Origin of the sequence: Gordonia mangrovi, from assembly GCF_024734075.1 — a bacterium.
GTDB lineage: Bacteria > Actinomycetota > Actinomycetes > Mycobacteriales > Mycobacteriaceae > Gordonia > Gordonia mangrovi.
In genome coordinates this window covers 187,045-204,943 of record NZ_CP102850.1, presented here as the reverse complement: position 1 = coordinate 204,943, position 17,899 = coordinate 187,045, and the positions used below count along the sequence as shown (strand labels likewise).

Below are 17,899 nucleotides of genomic sequence, written 5' to 3'. Positions count from 1 at the left end.
GTGCCAGTCGTCGTCGTCACCGATTCCTCCTCGCGCCTACCAGCCGAGATCGCCGACCACTACGGCATCCGTCAGGTGCCGTTGCACCTGACCGTGGACGGCGAGGACTATCGTGAAGGCGTCGACGACGTACCCGCCGACATCGTGTCCCGTCCCGGCGTGACGACCTCGGGGGCCAACCCGCACGAACTCGGCGAGGTCTATGAACAGGCGCTGGCCGACAGCGACGGCGACGGGGTCGTCGCGGTGCACATGTCCCGGCGGCTGTCGGGCACGTGGAGCGCCGGTCGCCTGGCCGCCGAGAAGTTCTCCGGGCAGGTCCGCATCGTCGATTCCCGATCGGTGGGGCTGGCCGTCGGTTTCACCGCGATCGGTGCGGCCCAGGCGGCGAACACGGGCGCCGACCGTGACCGCGTCTACGAGTCCGCCATCCGGCAGGCCGCCACCATCGACTCGATGCTGTGCGTCCATCAGCTCGAGAACCTGCGGCAGAGCGGCCGGATCAGCGCCGCGAGCAAGATGCTCGGCTCGGCACTGTCGATCAAGCCGATCCTGCACATGGTCGACGGCATGCTGACGTTGCGTGAACGCCACCGCACCTTCTCCAAGGCGCTGGACAAGATGGCCGATGCGGCGGTCGAATCGGCGGCCGGCCGGCCGGTGATCCTCGGCGTCCAGCACTGCGAATCTGCCGATCTGGCAACGGAATTCGCCGACGACCTGGCCGGTCGCCTACGTGAGGTGACGTCCCGGGTGATGGTGGATCTCGGGCCCGTCCTCGGCTGCCACGTGGGGCCGGGCGCCATCGGGGTGACCCTCGCGACTCACCTCGAGCCGATCGAGGTCTGACGGCGCCCGCAGCGGACTCCACAGCCGCTGGGTGATCCACAGATCGCCGACCCAGGTCGGGCTCGCGCCGTTTTCGGCCGCCGATCGGCCATAGCCTCCACGGGCATGAGCACAACCTCGTCCCGTCGTCGATCCGGTCTCGACCGACTTGACACCCGTGCGCCGACGACGGCCACCGCGCAGTCGGAAGACAATACGCTGCATGGTGATTCCATCGCCGAGGAGCACGATTCGGGTGGGGTCGGCGGTCCGTGGGGAGTGACGGCCGTCCCCACGTGGTTCACCCCGGTCGACGATGCGGAGCGCGCCGGGCAGCAGATGAGTGTCGGTGAACGGTTCGGCGACGTCGACGCCGACGAGTCCGACGACGAGCCACGGCGCCGCTTCCTGGTCGCGCCGCCGGCGGCGATCGCGCTGATCCTGGTGGGGATCGCGGCGTGTGCCGTGGCCGGGTTCTCGCTCCTGCGTGGCGGGACGGACACACCGACGACGGTGGCATTTCCCGCGACTGCCGGGCCGTCCGCCGCGGGCGGGGTGACCACCTCGGATGCGCCGGCAACGGCGTCGGCGGCCGAGGTGGTGGTCAGTGTGGTGGGTCTGGTGCATCGGCCCGGGCTGGTGCGGCTGGCTGCCGAGGCGCGCGTGGCCGATGCGATCGCACGAGCCGGCGGAGCGCGCAAGGGGGCAGATCTGTTGTCGCTGAACCTCGCACAGCGCCTCAATGACGGCGACCAGGTGTTGGTCGGCTATGGCGGTGATGGTGGGCGGATGGCGCTGCGCAGTGCGGTCGTCGGAGCCGGTGGTCAGGCGTCGGCAGCGCAATCCGGTGCATCGGGGGACCCGGGGTCATCGTCGGGGAAGGTGGACCTCAACTCCGCGACCGAGGCGCAGCTCGACGAGTTGCCCGGCGTCGGGCCGGTGACCGCGCAGGCCATCATCTCCTGGCGTGACACCCACGGTCGGTTCACATCGGTCGACCAACTCGCCGAGGTCGACGGGATCGGACCCGCCCGCTTCGCTCGACTGCGCGATCTGGTGACGGTGTGAGCGTTCGGCGCGTGGCACGTGACGTCGTGCCCGGCGGCGACTACCGATTGGTGGTCCCGGGGCTGACCACGTGGGCGGTGACGTTGCTGATCCTGTACGGCCCTCGCTGGTCGGTGTGGCCGGTGATCGGCGGGGGTGCGCTGATATGTGCAATCGCCGTGCTCGCCATCCTGCGCGTGCGGGTGACGTGGACCGCGGTGTCGCTGGTGGTGATCGCCTCGGGGATGGCGACGGTGACCGCCGGCGCGATGGCGTTGCGTCTGGAGACCGCGGCGGTGCATCCGTTGGCAGAGGCCGATGGCAAGGCGCGGATCGCGGGTGTGATCCGCGACGATGCGATGACTCTCGGCTCCGCGTCGTCGCGCGTTCGGATCCGCATCGACGTGACCGAGATGGCGGGGCTGACGGTCGCCCCGGCGACTGCGGAGTTGACCGGTCCGAGCGAGACATGGGCAGAACTATCTGTCGGGCAACCCTTCTCGGCCCTTGTTCGGGTGAGACCGCCACGCCGGGGTGAGTTGCTCGTCGCGCGCCTGTCCGCGGTGTCCGCTCCGCATCTGTCCGGCCGACCGCCGCCACATCAGCGATTGGCGACATTCATCCGTCAACGGCTGCAACAGATCTCCGCACGTGCTCTCGGCGTGGACGCCGCCGGTTTGCTGCCCGGCCTGGTGCTCGGCGACACCAGCGGCCTCGATGCGGATGTGCGGACCGATTTCCGCACCGCCGGGCTCACGCATCTGGTGGCGGTGTCGGGCGCCAACTTCGCCATCGTCTGTGGGGCTGTGGTATTGGCGGTGCGGATGCTCGGGGCATCCCCGCGGGTGACCGTTGTGGTCGGCGCGATCGTGGTGGTGTCCTTCGTGATCCTGGTCCGTCCCTCGCCGAGTGTGTTGCGCGCGGCGATGATGGGCCTGATCGGATTGTTGGCGTTGGTCAGATCGCGGCGGGCGCAGGCGTTGCCGGCGCTCGGGTCGGCGGTCGTCATCGGGTTGTTGTGGTGGCCCGAGCTGGCGGCCGATCCGGGTTTTGCCCTGTCGGTGATCGCGACGGCGGGACTGGTGCTGTGGTCGGCGCCGGTGCGGGATCGGTTGCGGGGGTGGGGAGTGCCGCCCGGGCTTGCCGAGCTGACGGCGATGGCATTGGTGGCGCAACTGATCACCGCACCGGTTGTCGCGATGATCAGTGGCCGGTTCAGCGTCGTCGGGTTGGCGGCCAACATCGCGGTGGCGCCGGTGGTCGGGCTGATCGCGATCGGCGGGACCGCGGCCGCGGTGGTGGGTGCGCTGGGTGGTGCCGACGGCCTGGGTGCGGTGTGCGCGGAGTTGATGATCCGCGCGCTGGCGCCGGAGTTGTGGTGGATGCTCACGTGCGCCCGGGTGCTGGGCCGACAGTCGTGGGCGGCGATCACTGTTCCGTCCGGTGCGGTCGGGGCGTTGGCGGTGACGATGGTGACCGCGTGCGCCCTCGGTGCTGTCGGCGTGGTCTGGCAGCATTGGCGTCGTGAGTGAACGCCTGCATCTGCTGCTCGGAGACGACGACTTCCTGACCGGTCGGGTCATCAGCTCGATCACCTCGGCGCAGGCGGCGGCGGCCGGCACCGATGTCCCGGTGACGCGGGTGCGCGCCGGGGACGTCACCGAACACGAATTGGCGGAACTGCTCAGTCCGTCGCTGTTCGCCGAGGACCGGGTCGTGGTCGTCGAATCGGCGGCCGAGGCGGGTAAGGAGCCCGCTGCATTGATCGCGCAGGCGGCCGGAGAACTGCCCGACGGCATCACCCTGATGGTGATCCACACCGGCGGCGGCCGCGCGAAGTCGTTGGTGCCCGCGTTGCAGAAGGCGGGTGCGACCGAGCACGACTGTGCGGCACCCAGATGGCCGTCGGAGCGGATGGATTTCGTACGCCGAGAATTCCGCGTACTCGGTGCGCGGGTGAGCAACGACGTGGTGGAGCAGGTCGTCGAGGGGGTCGGGGCCGAGCTGCGTGAACTGGCCGCGGCGTGCGCCCAGCTCGTCGCCGACACCGACGGAAAGGTGACCGTCGACGCGGTCCGACTCTACTATCAGGGCCGCCCGGAGATCACCGGGTTCGAGGTCGCCGACAAGGCGGTGACCGGCGACCGACCGGGCGCGCTGGAGTCGCTGGCCTGGGCCGAGCACCACGGCGTCCCACGGGTGCTGCTCGCCGATGCGCTGGCCGAGGCGGTCCACGCGATCGCCCGGGTCCGGGCGATCGGATCGATGGATCAGTACGCGGCCGCGTCCGAACTGGGTATGCCCCCGCGTCGGGTCAAGAAGGTGCAGGCGCAGGCACGCGCCTGGGATTCGGCATCCATCGCGGCCGCGATCCAGGTCGTCGCGCAACTCAACGGCGACGTCAAAGGCCAGGCTGCCGACCCGGCCTTCAGTCTCGCGAACGCCGTCGGGACCGTGGCGGATCTGCGCCCGGCGCCCGGACAACGCAGTTCACCCCGGTGACCGCGTGGGCGTCACCGGGGTGAACTGAAAGACTTCAGCAGATCAGAGCTTGTTGACGGCGAGTGCCATCGCCGACTTCTTGTTGGCGGCCTGGTTGGCGTGGATGACGCCCTTCGAGGCGGCCTTGTCGAGCTTGCGGCCGGCGGTGCGCGACAGCTCGGCGGCCTTGTCCTTGTCGCCGGCGTCGACGGCCTCGCGGAAGCTGCGGATCGCGGTGCGCAGCGACGACTTCACCGACTGGTTGCGCTGACGGCGCTCTTCGTTGGTGCGGTTACGCTTCATCTGCGACTTGATGTTGGCCACGCGTGTATTCCCTCTTGATCTGGTCGGTAGTTGTTTCGTCTCCAGCAGGTCTGATGCCGTGAACCCGTTGGATCACGTCGACTCTGCGACAGCGATCGACTTTACCAGTAGGCTGCCACCCCGCCCAAATCGTCGACCCCGCCCACTAGGCTGGCCATCATCATGTCAGTCGTCTTCGTTCACATCGGCCTGCCCAAGACCGGCACCACCCACCTCCAGGACCGCCTCTGGCGCAACCGTGACCTGGCGTTGCGGTCGTCGGGTCTGCTGTATCCGGGCAATCGCATGACCGACCACTTCCACGCCGCCACCCATCTGCAGCCCGAGCGCTACCTGGACTGGGTGAACCCCGACTTCGACGACGCGTGGCCCACCCTCCTCGGACAGATGAAGGCGTGGCCGGGCAAGTCGCTGCTGTCGCATGAGCTCTATGCAACGGCCACGCCGCGGCACATCCGCACACTGATGTCGGACCTCTCCTTCGCCGATGAGATCCACGTCATCGCGACAGTCCGCGACCTGGCGAGGCAGCTGCCCTCGGTGTGGCAGGAGAACATCAAGAACCAGCGGCGCGCCGATTTCGCCGAGTTCCTGGCGTCGGTGCGGGATCACGGACCGGCGGTGCCGGGCTTCGTCGCGCCCACCGACGCCGGCGAGGAGGAGCCGTTCTGGGAGTTCCAGGATTATGTGCGGATCCTCGCCGACTGGGCCGACGCGGTGGGGCCGCAACGGGTGCATCTCGTCACCGTGCCGACCCGGCGCGACACGCCCGGCGAATCGATCTGGGAGAGATTCCTGCGGGTGCTCGAGGTCGATCCGGGGCCGCTGACGATGGAGGTGCCGAACCTGAACTCGTCGTTGCCGGCGGCGCAGGCCGAATACCTGCGACGACTCAACCACCATCTGCAGCCGTCGGATGTGCACTGGAGTCGTTACGACGGGGTGGTGAAGGGTCAGGTCATCCAGATCCTGAAACGCGCCGAGGGGGCGCCGTTGGGGCTCAGTGCCGAGCAACGTGTGTGGGCGGCGAGTGCCGCCGACGACATGGTGGCGGCGGTCCGGTCGCGCGGCTACGCCGTCTCCGGGGACCTCGCGGATCTCGAGGTGGCCACCGCTGCCGGCGCCGACGCCGAGCCGCCGACCACCGCCGACGTCCTCGACGTCGCCGTCGCGACGATGGCGGAGATGGTCAAGCAGGCGCCGATCGCCGACAACCGGCCGCGGCTGCGGACACGTGCCATGAACGTGGTGCGTCGCGTCCGGCGCCGGGTCCGCGCGCTCCGCCGTCGGTGAGCCGCCCGCGATGAGGTGTGCCACGCGCGTGACCAACAGTCCTGCCGAATCCCGGTTTTTGTAGCACCATGTCAAGTTATGAGTCCCGCGTCGACGACCTCCGCCAGCAAGCGAGCCGCCAGCAAGGCCACGAAGTCGAAAGCGACGACCGGCAGCCAGCCGAACAAGTCGACCAAGGCCACCAAGTCGACGGCCGGGCGTAAGTCCGACACCAAGGCGGCCGGCACCAAAGGGCGGTCCAAGGAGCCGGCCAAGCGCGCCAAGACCGTCGTCCGCGAACCCAAGGCGATCGACAACACGATCTTCTCCGGGTACTCGGAAGGGCCGTACGGCAAGGCCTTCGACGAGATGTTCGACGCCGACGGCGAGGTGCGCGCACCGTATCGCGGCATCTACAAGGCGATGTCGGAATACGACGCGGCCGACCTCGACGTGCGGGTCGATGCGCTCGGTCGTGCGTTCATCGATCAGGGTGTGACCTTCTCGCTGTCCGGCAAGGAACGGCCGTTCCCGCTCGATGTTGTGCCGCGGGTGATCTCGGCGGGTGAGTGGAGCAAGCTGGAGGCCGGCATCACCCAACGTGTGCAGGCCCTGGAGTTGTTTCTCGACGACATCTACGGCGAACAGGAGATCCTGCGCGACGGGGTGCTGCCGAAACGACTCGTGCACTCGTGTGAGCACTTTCACCGGCAGGCCGCAAACATCCGGCCGCCCAACGGGGTTCGCATCCACGTCGCCGGCATCGACCTCATCCGCGACGAGAACGGCGATTTCCGTGTCCTGGAGGACAATCTGCGGTCCCCGTCGGGTGTCTCCTATGTGATGGAGAACCGACGCACCATGGCGCGGGTCTTCCCGGATCTGTTCTCCTCACATCGGGTGCGTGCGGTCGCCGACTACCCGAGTCACCTGCTGCGCGCCCTGCGAGCGTCTGCAGCGTTCAACGAGGCCGACCCCAACATCGTGGTGCTCACCCCGGGTGTCGCCAACTCCGCCTACTTCGAACACTCGTTGCTGGCGAGACTGATGGGCGTCGAATTGGTCGAGGGTCGAGACCTCTTCTGCCGCGACAACATCGTCTATATGCGCACCACCGAGGGCGAGCAGCGGGTGGATGTGATCTACCGCCGCATCGACGACGATTTCCTCGATCCCATGCAGTTCCGGCCGGACTCCATGCTCGGCGTCGCGGGACTGCTCAATGCCGCCCGGGCCGGCAACGTGGTCATCTCGAGTGCGGTCGGCAACGGCGTCGGCGACGACAAGCTCATCTACACCTATGTCCCCGAGATCATCGAGTACTACCTCGGCGAGAAGCCCTCGCTGCAGAACGTCGACACGCTGCGGTGCTGGCTCGACGACGAATGCGAAGAGGTTCTCGACCGGATCGACGAACTGGTGGTCAAACCGGTGGAGGGTTCCGGCGGCTACGGCATCGTGTTCGGTCCGGACGCCACCAAGGCCGAACTGGACACGTTGGCTCGCAAGGTGCGCAACGATCCCCGCGGGTGGATCGCCCAGCCCGTGGTGCAGCTGTCGACGGTGCCGACCAAGATCGACGGGGAGGTGCGGCCCCGACACGTCGACCTGCGGCCGTTCGCGGTCAACGACGGAGAGTCGGTGTGGGTGCTGCCGGGTGGACTGACCCGCGTCGCCCTACCGGAGGGGTCGTTGGTGGTCAACTCCAGCCAGGGTGGTGGCTCCAAGGACACCTGGGTGCTCGCATCGTCACGCTCGTCGGCCGAAGACCGCGAGCTGTCCGGGGCGAAGGTGGTCAACGCCAGTGGGGTCGCGGCCGCCCGCCCGGCCGAGAGCGCTCCCGACCCACTGCACACCCAGACACAACAGCAGCAGCAGGCGCAGCAGGGTACCGATCAGCAGGGTGGTGAGCACCGATGATGTTGGCGCGCAACGCGGAATCCCTCTACTGGATCGGCCGCTACGTCGAACGAGCCGACGACATGGCACGTATTCTCGACGTCGCGATCCACCAGTTGCTCGAGGACGCGACCGTCGACGTGGACCGCCAGGCGCGACTGGTGATCCAGGTGCTCGGTCTGGACGCACCCGGCACCGACGAACTGATCGACGTGTGGACGCTGACCGAGCGCGTCGCCTACGACAAGGACGCGATCGGGTCGATCGTCGACCTGATCCGGTCGGCCCGCGAGAACGCCCGCGGTGCGCGTGAGGTCACCTCGAGCGAGATGTGGGAGTGTCTCAACACCACCTACAACGGACTCAGCGACGCCGAACGTCGGGCCCGCCGTCTCGGCCCGCACGAATTCCTGTCCTATGTCAAGAACCGGGCGGCCATGTTCGCGGGCCTCGCCGACGCCACGCTCAGCCACGACGACGGCTATCGGTACCTGCTGCTCGGGCGGTCGGTGGAGCGTGTCGACATGACCATCCGGATGCTGCTGTCGCGCGCCGGCGATCGCGTCTCGTCGCCGTCGTGGGTCAGCGTGCTGGTGTCGGCCGGCGCGCAGGACACCTTCCTGCGCACCTACCGGGGACGCCTCGACGCAGACAACATCGTCGAGTTCATGCTGGTGGACCGGCTTTTCCCACGGTCGGTGTTCCACGCACTGCGGGTGGCCGAGCACAATCTGACCGAACTGGAGAAGCGGCCGAGTCGCGTCGGCACCCAAGCCGAGGCGATGTTGCTCCTCGGCCGGGCGCGCAGCTCGTTGGAGTTCATCGAGCCGGGCAATCTGCTCGACGACCTGCAGGACCGCCTGCTCGATCTCCAGGACACCTGCCGGGCGGTCAACGAGGCGGTGACCGGCCAGTACTTCCATGTGTCGCCGTATGTCTCGTGGGCCGACGCCCGCGTGAGCGATTCGGAGGACCACATGATCGAGGAGAGTGAACTGTGAGCTGGCGTCTGCGCGTCGTCCATTCCACCGGATTCGCCTACAAGAGCGCGGTGACGTCGTCGTACAACGAGGCCCGCCTCACGCCCCGCAGTGACAATCGGCAGAACGTCATCATCAACCGGGTCGAGACGGTGCCGGCCACGAGGTCCTACCGCTACACCGACTACTGGGGCACTGCGGTTACCGCCTTCGACCTGCACGCGCCGCACGAGGAACTCGAGGTGTCCGGCATGTCGGTGGTGGAGACCGAGGCCGGCGGCCGGGTCCCGGTCGGCGAGCAACGCAGCTGGGACGAGGTGCGTAGCGCCTACGTCAGGGACCGCTACGACGAGATGCTGGCCTACACCGGGTATGTGCCGAAGAACCGGCAGCTGACCTCGGCGGCGACACGGCTGGCCAAGGGTCTCGAACCGGATGCGGCGGTCGAGGCGGTGTGCCGGTATGTGCACGAGGAGATGAAGTACGTGCCGGGCACCACCGGCGTACACACCACGGCCGTGGACGCCTGGAACGAACGCAAAGGGGTGTGCCAGGACTACGCGCACCTGTCGTTGCTGATGTTGCGTGGTCTCGGGATCCCGGCCCGCTACGTCTCCGGCTACCTGCACCCGAAACCCGATGCCGCCATCGACAAAACGGTGGAGGGGCAGAGCCATGCGTGGATCGAGGCATGGACGGGAGGCTGGTGGGGTTTCGACCCGACCAATGCCACCGACATCACCGAGCAGCACGTGTCGGTCGGGGTCGGACGTGACTATGCCGATGTGTCACCGCTGAAGGGCATCTACACCGGGGGTGGGGCGACCGATCTCGACGTCGTCGTGGAGATCACCCGGTTGGCCTAGACCAGGTCAGTGCCAGCCGTAGTCGCTGCGCAACCGGGTGGCGACGCGGTCGAACCGCTCGCGATCGAGAATGGCGCCCTCACGACGGATGCCGTGTTCGGAGACCACCAGCACCCGGTCGAGACGGACGTAACTCTCCCGCCGTGACGAGTCCCACACCCCGCTGCCGATGCGCACCCAATCCGGATCCTCGCGGTGATACTCCTTGCTGGACAACATCAATCCGAGAAGGTACGTGCCGGCGCGGCCGACGACGAGCACCGGGCGATCCTTGCCCTCGTCGGGATCATCCTCGTAGCGCACCCAGGTCCAGACGATCTCGCCGGGATCGGCGGCACCGTCGAGGTCTGGGGAGTAGCAGATCGTGCGCGCGAGGGCGCGTGTCGCAGCGGTACGCGGACCGGGTGGCATCGCCGCGTCAGCCGATCAAGGTGTCGAACACGGCGTCGGCGGTCAATGCGGCGGTGGGTTTGCGGTCGGGGTTGAGGTTGTGTCCGACCTTCTCGATTTCGACCACGCGGGTGGGTGCCGGGATCAGCGCCACGGCGTCGGCGAGTTCGTCCGGGGTGGCGAACGGATCGGTACTGCCGTGCACGATCACGGTGGGCACCGAGATCGACGGCAGGTGTTCGGTACGCAGCCGGTCCGGTTTGCCCGGTGGATGCAGGGGATAGGACGTCAACAGCAGGCCGTCGGCCAGATCCGGGTCCTCGGCCACCGCCATCGACGCCTGGCGACCACCGTAGGAATGGCCGCCGACGATCAGCGGAGCACCGCCCACCCGAAACGTCTCGCACGCCGCGACGATGCCGGCCCGGTCGGCGGCCGCCGTCGACGGGCTCGGCGGGCCCTTGGGGCGACGTTGACGGTAGGGCAGGTCGATGCGGGCCACCAGCAGGCCCCGCGCCGACAGCTCGTCGGCCAGCGCGCGCAGGATGACCGCGTGCCGGTTGCCACCGGCCCCGTGCGCCAGGACGGCCACACCGACGCGATCCCGGCCGGGGTCGGTGACCTCCGCCACGACAGAGTCGGCGTCGTATGTGCGCGACTCGGGACTGTTCGGCGGGGGTGCGGCAGCCATTGCTCAACCGTAGCGGCGAGCGTCGCCGACGCCGACTGCGGCGGGCATGAGAAACTGGACCCATCGACGCGGTCAGGCCGACCGCGTCCCCATGCCGCACGTCCGAGGAGCAGTTCGATTCCCACCTTCGCCGACAACACCTTCACCGCCCCCGAGCGGATCCGCAACTTCTGCATCATCGCCCACATCGACCACGGGAAGTCCACCCTGGCCGACCGGATGCTGCAGCTCACCGGTGTGGTCGAGGAGCGACAGATGCGAGCGCAGTACCTCGATCGGATGGACATCGAACGTGAGCGCGGTATCACCATCAAGGCGCAGAACGTGCGCCTGCCGTGGCAGGTCACCGACGAGTCGGGCGCCACCACCGACTACGTGATCCACCTCATCGACACTCCCGGACATGTCGACTTCACCTACGAGGTGTCGCGTGCGCTCGAGGCCTGTGAGGGTGCGATCCTGCTCGTCGACGCCGCGCAGGGCATCGAGGCGCAGACCCTGGCCAACCTGTATCTGGCCATGGACAAGGACCTGACGATCATCCCGGTCCTCAACAAGATCGATCTGCCGGCCGCCGACCCGGACCGCTATGCCGCCGAGATCGCCCACATCATCGGTTGTGAGGCGTCGGACGTGCTGCGGGTGTCCGGCAAGACCGGCGAAGGTGTCGCCGCTCTGCTCGACGAGGTGATCAAGCAGGTCCCGCCACCCGAGGGCGACCAGGACGCACCCGCACGTGCGATGATCTTCGACTCGGTGTACGACACCTACCGGGGTGTGGTCACCTATGTCCGCGTCGTCGACGGACGGGTGCTGCCGCGCGAAAAAGTGCTGATGATGTCCACCGGCGCCACCCACGAGTTGCTCGAGGTCGGCATCGTCTCGCCCGAACCCAAGGCATCCAGAGGCCTCGGTGTCGGGGAGGTCGGCTACCTCATCACCGGTGTCAAGGACGTCCGGCAGTCCAAGGTCGGCGACACCGTGACGACGGCCAAGCACGGCGCCGAGCAACCGCTGACCGGCTACCGCGAACCCCAGCCGATGGTCTACTCGGGTCTCTATCCGGTGGACGGCTCGGACTATCCGGTGTTGCGTGAGGCGCTGGACAAGCTGCAGCTCAACGATGCCGCACTGGCGTACGAGCCGGAGACCTCGGTGGCCCTCGGGTTCGGGTTCCGCTGCGGATTCCTCGGGTTGCTGCACATGGAGATCACCCGCGAACGCCTCGAACGTGAGTTCAACCTGAACCTCATCTCGACCGCGCCCAACGTGGTCTACCGGGTGATCATGGAGGACGGCCAGGAGATCACCGTCACGAATCCCTCGGACTGGCCCGCGGGGAAGGCCAAACAGATCTTCGAGCCGATCGTGAAGATGACGATCATCGCGCCCAGTGAATTCGTCGGGGCGATCATGGAGCTCTGCCAGTCCCGGCGGGGTGACCTCGGCGGTATGGACTACCTGTCGGAGACTCGCGTCGAATTGCGGTACACGATGCCGATGGCCGAGATCATCTTCGACTTCTTCGACGCGCTCAAGTCGCGCACCCGCGGGTATGCCAGCCTCGACTACGAGGAGGCCGGCGAGCAGGAGGCCGATCTGGTGAAGGTCGACATCCTGCTGCAGGGCGAGGCGGTCGACGCCTTCAGCGCCATCGTCCACAAGGATGCCGCATACGCCTACGGCAACAAGATGGCCACCAAGCTGAAGGAGCTGATCCCGCGGCAGCAATTCGAGGTGCCCGTGCAGGCCGCTGTCGGGTCGAAGATCATCGCGCGAGAGAACATCCGCGCCATCCGTAAGGACGTGCTGGCCAAATGCTATGGCGGCGACATCAGCCGTAAGCGCAAGCTGCTCGAGAAGCAGAAGGAGGGCAAGAAGCGGATGAAGACGATCGGCCGGGTGGATGTCCCGCAGGAGGCGTTCGTGGCGGCCCTCTCCACCGACTCGCTCGGAGACAAGCCGAAGGGGAAGTAGACCGTTGGAGACCCGCCGCAACCCGGTTCTGGCCGAGAGCTCGCTGCCGCACGGACTGCCCGACTTCGCCTCGATCTCCGACGACGATTTCCTGCCGGCCTTCCGCGAGGCGATGACAACCCACCTCGCGGAAGTGGAGTCGATCGCGACGGACTCGCGGCCGGCGACCTTCCGAAACACCGTGGAGGCGCTCGAACTGTCCGGCCGCGACCTGGCACGGGCGGGTGGGATCTTCTTCAATCTCGTCGGGCCCGACACCAACCCGCAGCGAAACGAGATCTCCCAGCAACTCTCGACGTTGCTCACCGACCACGCGAACACGATCTCGATGGATCGGCGCCTGTTCGACCGGATCTCGTCGCTCCATGAGCGCATGGACGAACTCGGTCTGACCGAGTCGCAGGAACGACTGCTGGCCAAGCGCTATCGCGAATCGGTGCGTGCGGGAGCCGGTCTCGGTTTGGGCGAGCAGGAGCAGATGCGACAGATCTCGTCGCGGTTGGCCTACCTGAGCACCGCGTTCTCGCAGCGGATTCTCGACGACACCAACGCCTCGGCGGTGTTCGTCGACGACGCCGCCGGCCTCGACGGGCTGTCGGCGGGGCAGATCGCTGCCGCCCGTCGAGCGGCCGCCGACGCGGGCCACGACTCCGGGTATCTGCTCACCCTGGAGCTGCCGAGCAGTCAGTCGTTGCTCACCGTGCTGACCGATCGTGACGTGCGGCAACGCGTTTTCGACGCCTCGGTCTCCCGCTGTGCCCGGGGCAACGAACACGACACCCGCGAGCTCGTCCTCGAGATCGTCCGGCTGCGTGCGCGGCGGGCCCGTCTGCTCGGGTATCACGACCACGCCGAATACGTGATCGCCGAGGAGACCGCGCCGAACCCCGACGCCGTCGTCGAACTGCTCGACGAGCTCACCGAGTCGGCGTTGCGTGCCGGCGGACGCGAACTGACTCGACTGACCCGCTTCGCCGACGAGGAGATCGGTGCCGCCGACCTCACGTACTGGCTCGATCGGGAGCGCCGGGCATCCTCGGCGGTTCCCCTCGACGACTTCGCCGACTACTGCGAGCTCGACAATGTGCTGCAGCGCGGCGTCTTCTATGCGGCCGGCAAACTCTATGGCCTGCGTTTCGTCGAACGATCCGATCTCGACGGCTATCACCCCGACGTGCGGGTGTGGGATGTGATCAACGAGGCCGGCCGCAGCATCGGGCTGTTCCTCGGTGACTTCTATGCGCGCCCGTCCAAACGGGGCGGCGCGTGGATGAACAACATCGTCGACCAGTCGGTGGCGCTGTCGGCGCAGCCGATCGTGGTCAATGTCGCGAACCTGACCAAACCCGATCCCGGCGAGCCGTGCCTGCTGACGATGGACCAGCTGACCACCCTCTTCCATGAGTTCGGACACGCTCTGCACGGCCTGCTGTCGGCGGTCGACTATCCCTCGCAGTCGGGGACCTCGGTGCCCCGCGATTTCGTCGAGTTCCCGTCGCAGGTGAACGAGATGTGGGCGCTGCACCCGGATGTGTTGTCGCAGTACGCTCGTCATCACGAAACCGCGGCGCCGATCCCGGCAGGGCTGGCCGATGCGGCGCGGGCTGCGGCGAAGACCGAGAGCGCGCACGCCACGCTCGAATACCTGGCCGCAGCGCTGTTGGATCTCGCCTGGCATCGGATCACCGTCGACGACGCGGTCGACGATGTCGTGGAGTTCGAACGAGCGGCATTGCGCGCGAAGGGTTTCACCGGCGACCTGATCCCGCCGCGATACCGAAGCGCGTACTTCAACCACATCTTCGGCGGCGGCTACTCGGCGGGCTACTACTCCTACATCTGGTCGGAGGTTCTCGACGCCGAGACCGAGCAGTGGTTCCTCGCCGAAGGTGGGCTCCGGCGCGACAACGGTCGGCGCTTCGCCGAGGCCACTCTCACGCGCGGTGACAGCATCGACCCGTTGGTGGCACACGAGAAGCTCATCGGACGCACCCCGCAGATCGGGCCACTGCTCGCCCGCCGCGGGCTGGCCGCGGCCGGCGAGGCCCGGTAGCCGCAGCCGATGGAATCCGGCGTGGGGCCCGGTCGGGACGCCCGTGGTGACCTGACACGGTTCGCGCTGCTGAGCATCGCCGCGGCCGTGGTGACCATTGCGATGAAGGTCACCGCCTGGCGGATCACCGGGTCGGTGGGCCTGCTGTCGGATGCGGCCGAGTCGGTGGTGAATCTCGTTGCGGCAGTCGGTGCTTTCGTGGCGTTGCGGGTCGCCGCCCGACCCGCCGACGCCGGTCACAACTTCGGCCACACGAAGGCGGAATACCTCTCGGCCGTCGTCGAGGGCGTGATGATCTTCGTCGCCGCCGGCGCGATCATCGTCGCCGCAGTCGACCGCCTGATCCATCCCGCCGAACTGGAGTCGGTAGGACCGGGCCTGGCGATCTCGGTCGCGGCCACCGTCGTCAACGGTGCGGTGGCGGTGGTCCTGCTGCGGGCGGGCCGGCGCCACCGTTCAATCACCTTGGAAGCCGACGGCAAGCATCTGATGACCGACGTGTGGACCACCGTCGGCGTGGTGGTCGCGGTCTTCCTGGTCGCCGTCACCGGATGGCTTCGGCTCGATCCGCTCATCGCGATCGCTGTCGCGATCAACATCCTCGTGGTGGGCGGCCGGCTGATCTGGCGCTCGGCCGAGGGAATGATGGATGCGGCCCTACCCGAATCCGACCGGGCAAAGGTCGAGGCGGCCCTGGCCCCACATCGCGAGCGCGGCGTGGTCTTCCACGACATCCGCACACGTGAGGCCGGGCATCGTCGCTTCATGCAGATGCACATGCTGGTGCCGGGGACCTGGACGGTGCAGCACGCCCATGACCTCGCCGAGGAGGTCGAGGCCGACCTGCAGGCGACGCTGTCACACCTCGACGTCACCATCCACGTCGAGCCGGTGGAGGACCCCCGAGCCTACGAATCCTGGCGCCTGTCCTGACCGGTGTCAGTGATGTGCCGGCTGGAAGGTTCCGTGGCTGGCGGCTTCCTCGGCCCGGATCACGTGCATCACCGCGTTGATCAACGCCAGGTGGGTGAACGCCTGCGGGAAGTTGCCCAGATGCTGACCGGTGCTGGCGTCGATCTCCTCGGCATAGAGCTTCAGCGGGCTCGAGTAGGACAGCAGTCGCTCGCAGAGGACCTTGGCGCGATGGAGCTCACCGATCTCGACGAGCGCCGAGACCAACCAGAACGAACAGATGGTGAAGGTCCCCTCCTCGCCGGAGAGTCCGTCGTCGGTCTCGTCGACCCGGTAGCGCAGAACCAGGCCGTTGTCGGTGAGCTCATCGGCGATCGCGAGCACCGTGTTGCGGACCCGGTAGTCGTCCGACGGCAGGAAGCGCAGCAGCGGGATCAGCAGCGCGGACGCGTCGAGCGCGGGGTCCCCGTAGCGCTGGGTGAACACCCCGCGCTCGTCGACCCCGTGTTCGAGGATGTCGGCGCGGATCTCGTCGGCGATACCGGCCCACGTCTTCGCGTACGACTTCTCACCGTGTAGCGCGGCGAGGCGGGCGCCGCGGTCGAGCGCCACCCAGCACATGACCTTCGACGAGGTGAAGTGCTTCGGTTCGCCGCGCACCTCCCAGATCCCGCGATCGGGCTTGCGCCAGTTCTTCACGGCCTCCTCGACCTGCGCCTTCAACACCGGCCACAAGGTCTCGGGGACCGCCTCGCTCGACTTGGTGTTGAGGTAGACCGAGTCGAGCATGGTGCCCCAGATGTCGTGCTGCGCCTGGTTGTAGGCGCCGTTGCCGATACGCACCGGGCGGGCACCGTCATAGCCGGACAGGTGGTGGAGTTCCTCCTCCTCCAGGGTGCGTTCGCCGCCGACCCCGTACATCACCTGCAACGGATGGTGTTCGCCGTTGGTGGCCCCGGACACGTCGGCGATGAACGAGAAGAAGTCGTCGGCCTCACGGTCGAGCCCCAGGGTGTACAGACCCCACAGGGCGAACGTGGAGTCGCGTACCCACGCGTACCGGTAGTCCCAGTTACGTTCGCCACCAGGGGTTTCCGGAAGGGATGTGGTCGCAGCGGCGAGCAGTGCGCCGGTCGGGGAGTAGGTGAGACCTTTGAGGGTCAGCGCTGACCGCTGCAGATGTGTGCGCCACGGATGGTCGGGGAAGGTGCCGGCGTTGATCCATTGCCGCCAGCACTCCGAGGTCGACCACATCTTCTGTGCGGCTTCCTCGAAGTTCTGCGGTGCCGGCTGCCGCGACCAGGACAGTGCGACGAACCGGTTGTCGCCCTCCACGAGGCGGGTACGCGCGCGGGCCTCGCGGCCCTCGAGTCCCAGGCGCAGGTCGGTGGTCAGCTTGAGCGTGGGGCCGGGTGCAGTGGTGCCCGTGCCGGTGGCGATCGCCTCCCCATAGGCGGGTCCGGAGTACTCCCAGACCGTCTTGCCCCGGTGGTAGTCGAACGCCGGTTCGCAACTGAGTGACAGTTCGACGGTGCCCGAGACACATCGCACCGTTCGCAACAGGATGTGTTCGGCGTCCCAATCGGTAGGGGTGCGGCGATGCGTCGTGGAGCGACGTTCGTTGTCGTGCCAGGGGCCCATCACCAGGGCATCGCGCACCACGATCCAGCCGGTGTCGGTCTGCCAGGTGGTCTCGACCATCAGGCTGCCCGGCAGATACCGCCGATCGACCGGCACATTGACGCCGTAGGGGGCCAGGCGGAAATGGCCGGCGCTGCGGTCGAGGACGGCGCCGAACACGCTGGGGGAGTCGGGGCGCGGCACACACATCCACTCGACCGAACCGTTGCGTGCGATCAGACAGTTGGTCTCGGTGTCCGACAGAAAGGCGTAGTCGCCGATATGGGGAAACGCGTTGTGACTCGGGGTCGCGGGCGAGAAGGCCTTGACCTCGGGGTCGATCTCGCCGGCGTCGGAATGTGCGCTGTCGGTGGCGTCGAGGTGCGTGGCGTTGTCGATGGGCAGCGCAGTGACGGCAGCGTCTTCCGGTGGAGTCATGGCTATATCATTGCGATCAGGCCCGACCGTCGCCACTCGGCCGACGTCGGAACCTTGCCGGGTTTGAATCAGCCTGCGCGAAACCCATGTGGGCCGGGGTGCCGGCCGGGAAGAACGAAGA

15 protein-coding genes are annotated in these 17,899 nt (G+C 67.6%); 11 read left to right on the top strand and 4 right to left on the bottom strand.

Going from position 1 to position 17,899, the window contains the following annotated elements; genetic code table 11:
• From NWF22_RS00955 to holA, 4 genes are all read left to right on the top strand, one after another.
• On the top strand, positions 1 to 849 hold the full coding sequence (locus NWF22_RS00955; protein WP_160901022.1) for a DegV family protein: 849 nt from the start codon (positions 1 to 3) through the stop codon (positions 847 to 849).
• Between the two features lie 105 nt (positions 850 to 954).
• Complete coding sequence (locus tag NWF22_RS00950; RefSeq protein ID WP_160901023.1) at positions 955 to 1,896, top strand: ComEA family DNA-binding protein; 942 nt, start codon at positions 955 to 957, stop codon at positions 1,894 to 1,896.
• An 11-nt stretch (positions 1,897 to 1,907) separates the two neighbouring features.
• On the top strand, positions 1,908 to 3,407 hold the full coding sequence (locus tag NWF22_RS00945; protein WP_258321284.1) for a ComEC/Rec2 family competence protein: 1,500 nt from the start codon (positions 1,908 to 1,910) through the stop codon (positions 3,405 to 3,407).
• Positions 3,400 to 4,377: a DNA polymerase III subunit delta gene (gene holA / locus NWF22_RS00940; protein ID WP_160901024.1), complete on the top strand. Its 978-nt coding sequence runs from the start codon at positions 3,400 to 3,402 to the stop codon at positions 4,375 to 4,377. The genes NWF22_RS00945 and holA overlap by 8 nt, the downstream gene beginning before the upstream one ends.
• Before the next feature lie 42 nt (positions 4,378 to 4,419).
• Here the strand turns inward: holA and rpsT are convergent, their stop codons facing one another.
• Positions 4,420 to 4,680 (bottom strand): 30S ribosomal protein S20, encoded by a 261-nt coding sequence (gene rpsT / locus NWF22_RS00935; protein ID WP_160901025.1) that lies wholly within the window; start codon positions 4,678 to 4,680, stop codon positions 4,420 to 4,422.
• Between the two features lie 162 nt (positions 4,681 to 4,842).
• On the opposite strand from rpsT, the gene NWF22_RS00930 reads away from it, so the two are divergent.
• The 4 genes from NWF22_RS00930 (at position 4,843) to NWF22_RS00915 (ending at position 9,697) form a co-directional block, all read left to right on the top strand.
• On the top strand, positions 4,843 to 5,973 hold the full coding sequence (locus NWF22_RS00930; RefSeq protein WP_160901026.1) for a sulfotransferase family protein: 1,131 nt from the start codon (positions 4,843 to 4,845) through the stop codon (positions 5,971 to 5,973).
• A gap of 78 nt (positions 5,974 to 6,051) precedes the next feature.
• Positions 6,052 to 7,872 carry a circularly permuted type 2 ATP-grasp protein gene (locus NWF22_RS00925; RefSeq protein WP_160901027.1) on the top strand — a complete coding sequence of 607 codons (1,821 nt, stop codon included), beginning with the start codon at positions 6,052 to 6,054 and terminating at the stop codon, positions 7,870 to 7,872.
• The gene (locus tag NWF22_RS00920) at positions 7,869 to 8,852 is read left to right on the top strand and encodes an alpha-E domain-containing protein (protein ID WP_160901028.1); all 984 of its coding nucleotides are present in this window, start codon (positions 7,869 to 7,871) and stop codon (positions 8,850 to 8,852) included. Before NWF22_RS00925 ends, NWF22_RS00920 begins: the two co-directional genes overlap by 4 nt.
• The gene (locus NWF22_RS00915; protein ID WP_160901029.1) at positions 8,849 to 9,697 is read left to right on the top strand and encodes a transglutaminase family protein; all 849 of its coding nucleotides are present in this window, start codon (positions 8,849 to 8,851) and stop codon (positions 9,695 to 9,697) included. The genes NWF22_RS00920 and NWF22_RS00915 overlap by 4 nt, the downstream gene beginning before the upstream one ends.
• A gap of 6 nt (positions 9,698 to 9,703) precedes the next feature.
• On the opposite strand, the gene NWF22_RS00910 is transcribed toward NWF22_RS00915, so the two are convergent.
• Positions 9,704 to 10,108 (bottom strand): type II toxin-antitoxin system PemK/MazF family toxin, encoded by a 405-nt coding sequence (locus NWF22_RS00910; RefSeq protein WP_160901030.1) that lies wholly within the window; start codon positions 10,106 to 10,108, stop codon positions 9,704 to 9,706.
• Between the two features lie 7 nt (positions 10,109 to 10,115).
• Entirely contained in the window at positions 10,116 to 10,778 is a 663-nt protein-coding gene (locus tag NWF22_RS00905) for an alpha/beta hydrolase family protein (protein WP_160901031.1), read from the bottom strand.
• Between the two features lie 54 nt (positions 10,779 to 10,832).
• On the opposite strand from NWF22_RS00905, the gene lepA reads away from it, so the two are divergent.
• The 3 genes from lepA to NWF22_RS00890 are packed head-to-tail and all read left to right on the top strand — an operon-like array spanning position 10,833 to position 15,741.
• Positions 10,833 to 12,755 (top strand): translation elongation factor 4, encoded by a 1,923-nt coding sequence (lepA, locus tag NWF22_RS00900; RefSeq protein ID WP_160901461.1) that lies wholly within the window; start codon positions 10,833 to 10,835, stop codon positions 12,753 to 12,755.
• A 4-nt stretch (positions 12,756 to 12,759) separates the two neighbouring features.
• The gene (locus NWF22_RS00895; RefSeq protein ID WP_233750887.1) at positions 12,760 to 14,808 is read left to right on the top strand and encodes a M3 family metallopeptidase; all 2,049 of its coding nucleotides are present in this window, start codon (positions 12,760 to 12,762) and stop codon (positions 14,806 to 14,808) included.
• A 9-nt stretch (positions 14,809 to 14,817) separates the two neighbouring features.
• Positions 14,818 to 15,741 (top strand): cation diffusion facilitator family transporter, encoded by a 924-nt coding sequence (locus NWF22_RS00890; RefSeq protein ID WP_160901033.1) that lies wholly within the window; start codon positions 14,818 to 14,820, stop codon positions 15,739 to 15,741.
• A gap of 6 nt (positions 15,742 to 15,747) precedes the next feature.
• Here the strand turns inward: NWF22_RS00890 and NWF22_RS00885 are convergent, their stop codons facing one another.
• Positions 15,748 to 17,778, bottom strand: a complete 2,031-nt coding sequence (locus tag NWF22_RS00885) for a glycoside hydrolase family 15 protein (protein ID WP_160901034.1) — start codon at positions 17,776 to 17,778, stop codon at positions 15,748 to 15,750.
• Positions 17,779 to 17,899: the final 121 nt, after the last annotated feature.

Excerpts from the sequence above, each read along its gene's own strand:
- NWF22_RS00920 (WP_160901028.1), top strand. The coding sequence starts at position 7,869 with ATGATGTTGGCGCGCAACGCGGAATCCCTCTACTGGATCGGCCGCTAC.
- NWF22_RS00890 (WP_160901033.1), top strand. The coding sequence starts at position 14,818 with ATGGAATCCGGCGTGGGGCCCGGTCGGGACGCCCGTGGTGACCTGACA.
- NWF22_RS00930 (WP_160901026.1), top strand. The coding sequence starts at position 4,843 with ATGTCAGTCGTCTTCGTTCACATCGGCCTGCCCAAGACCGGCACCACC.
- NWF22_RS00925 (WP_160901027.1), top strand. The coding sequence starts at position 6,052 with ATGAGTCCCGCGTCGACGACCTCCGCCAGCAAGCGAGCCGCCAGCAAG.
- NWF22_RS00950 (WP_160901023.1), top strand. The coding sequence starts at position 955 with ATGAGCACAACCTCGTCCCGTCGTCGATCCGGTCTCGACCGACTTGAC.
- NWF22_RS00905 (WP_160901031.1), bottom strand. The coding sequence starts at position 10,778 with ATGGCTGCCGCACCCCCGCCGAACAGTCCCGAGTCGCGCACATACGAC.
- NWF22_RS00885 (WP_160901034.1), bottom strand. The coding sequence starts at position 17,778 with ATGACTCCACCGGAAGACGCTGCCGTCACTGCGCTGCCCATCGACAAC.
- NWF22_RS00910 (WP_160901030.1), bottom strand. The coding sequence starts at position 10,108 with ATGCCACCCGGTCCGCGTACCGCTGCGACACGCGCCCTCGCGCGCACG.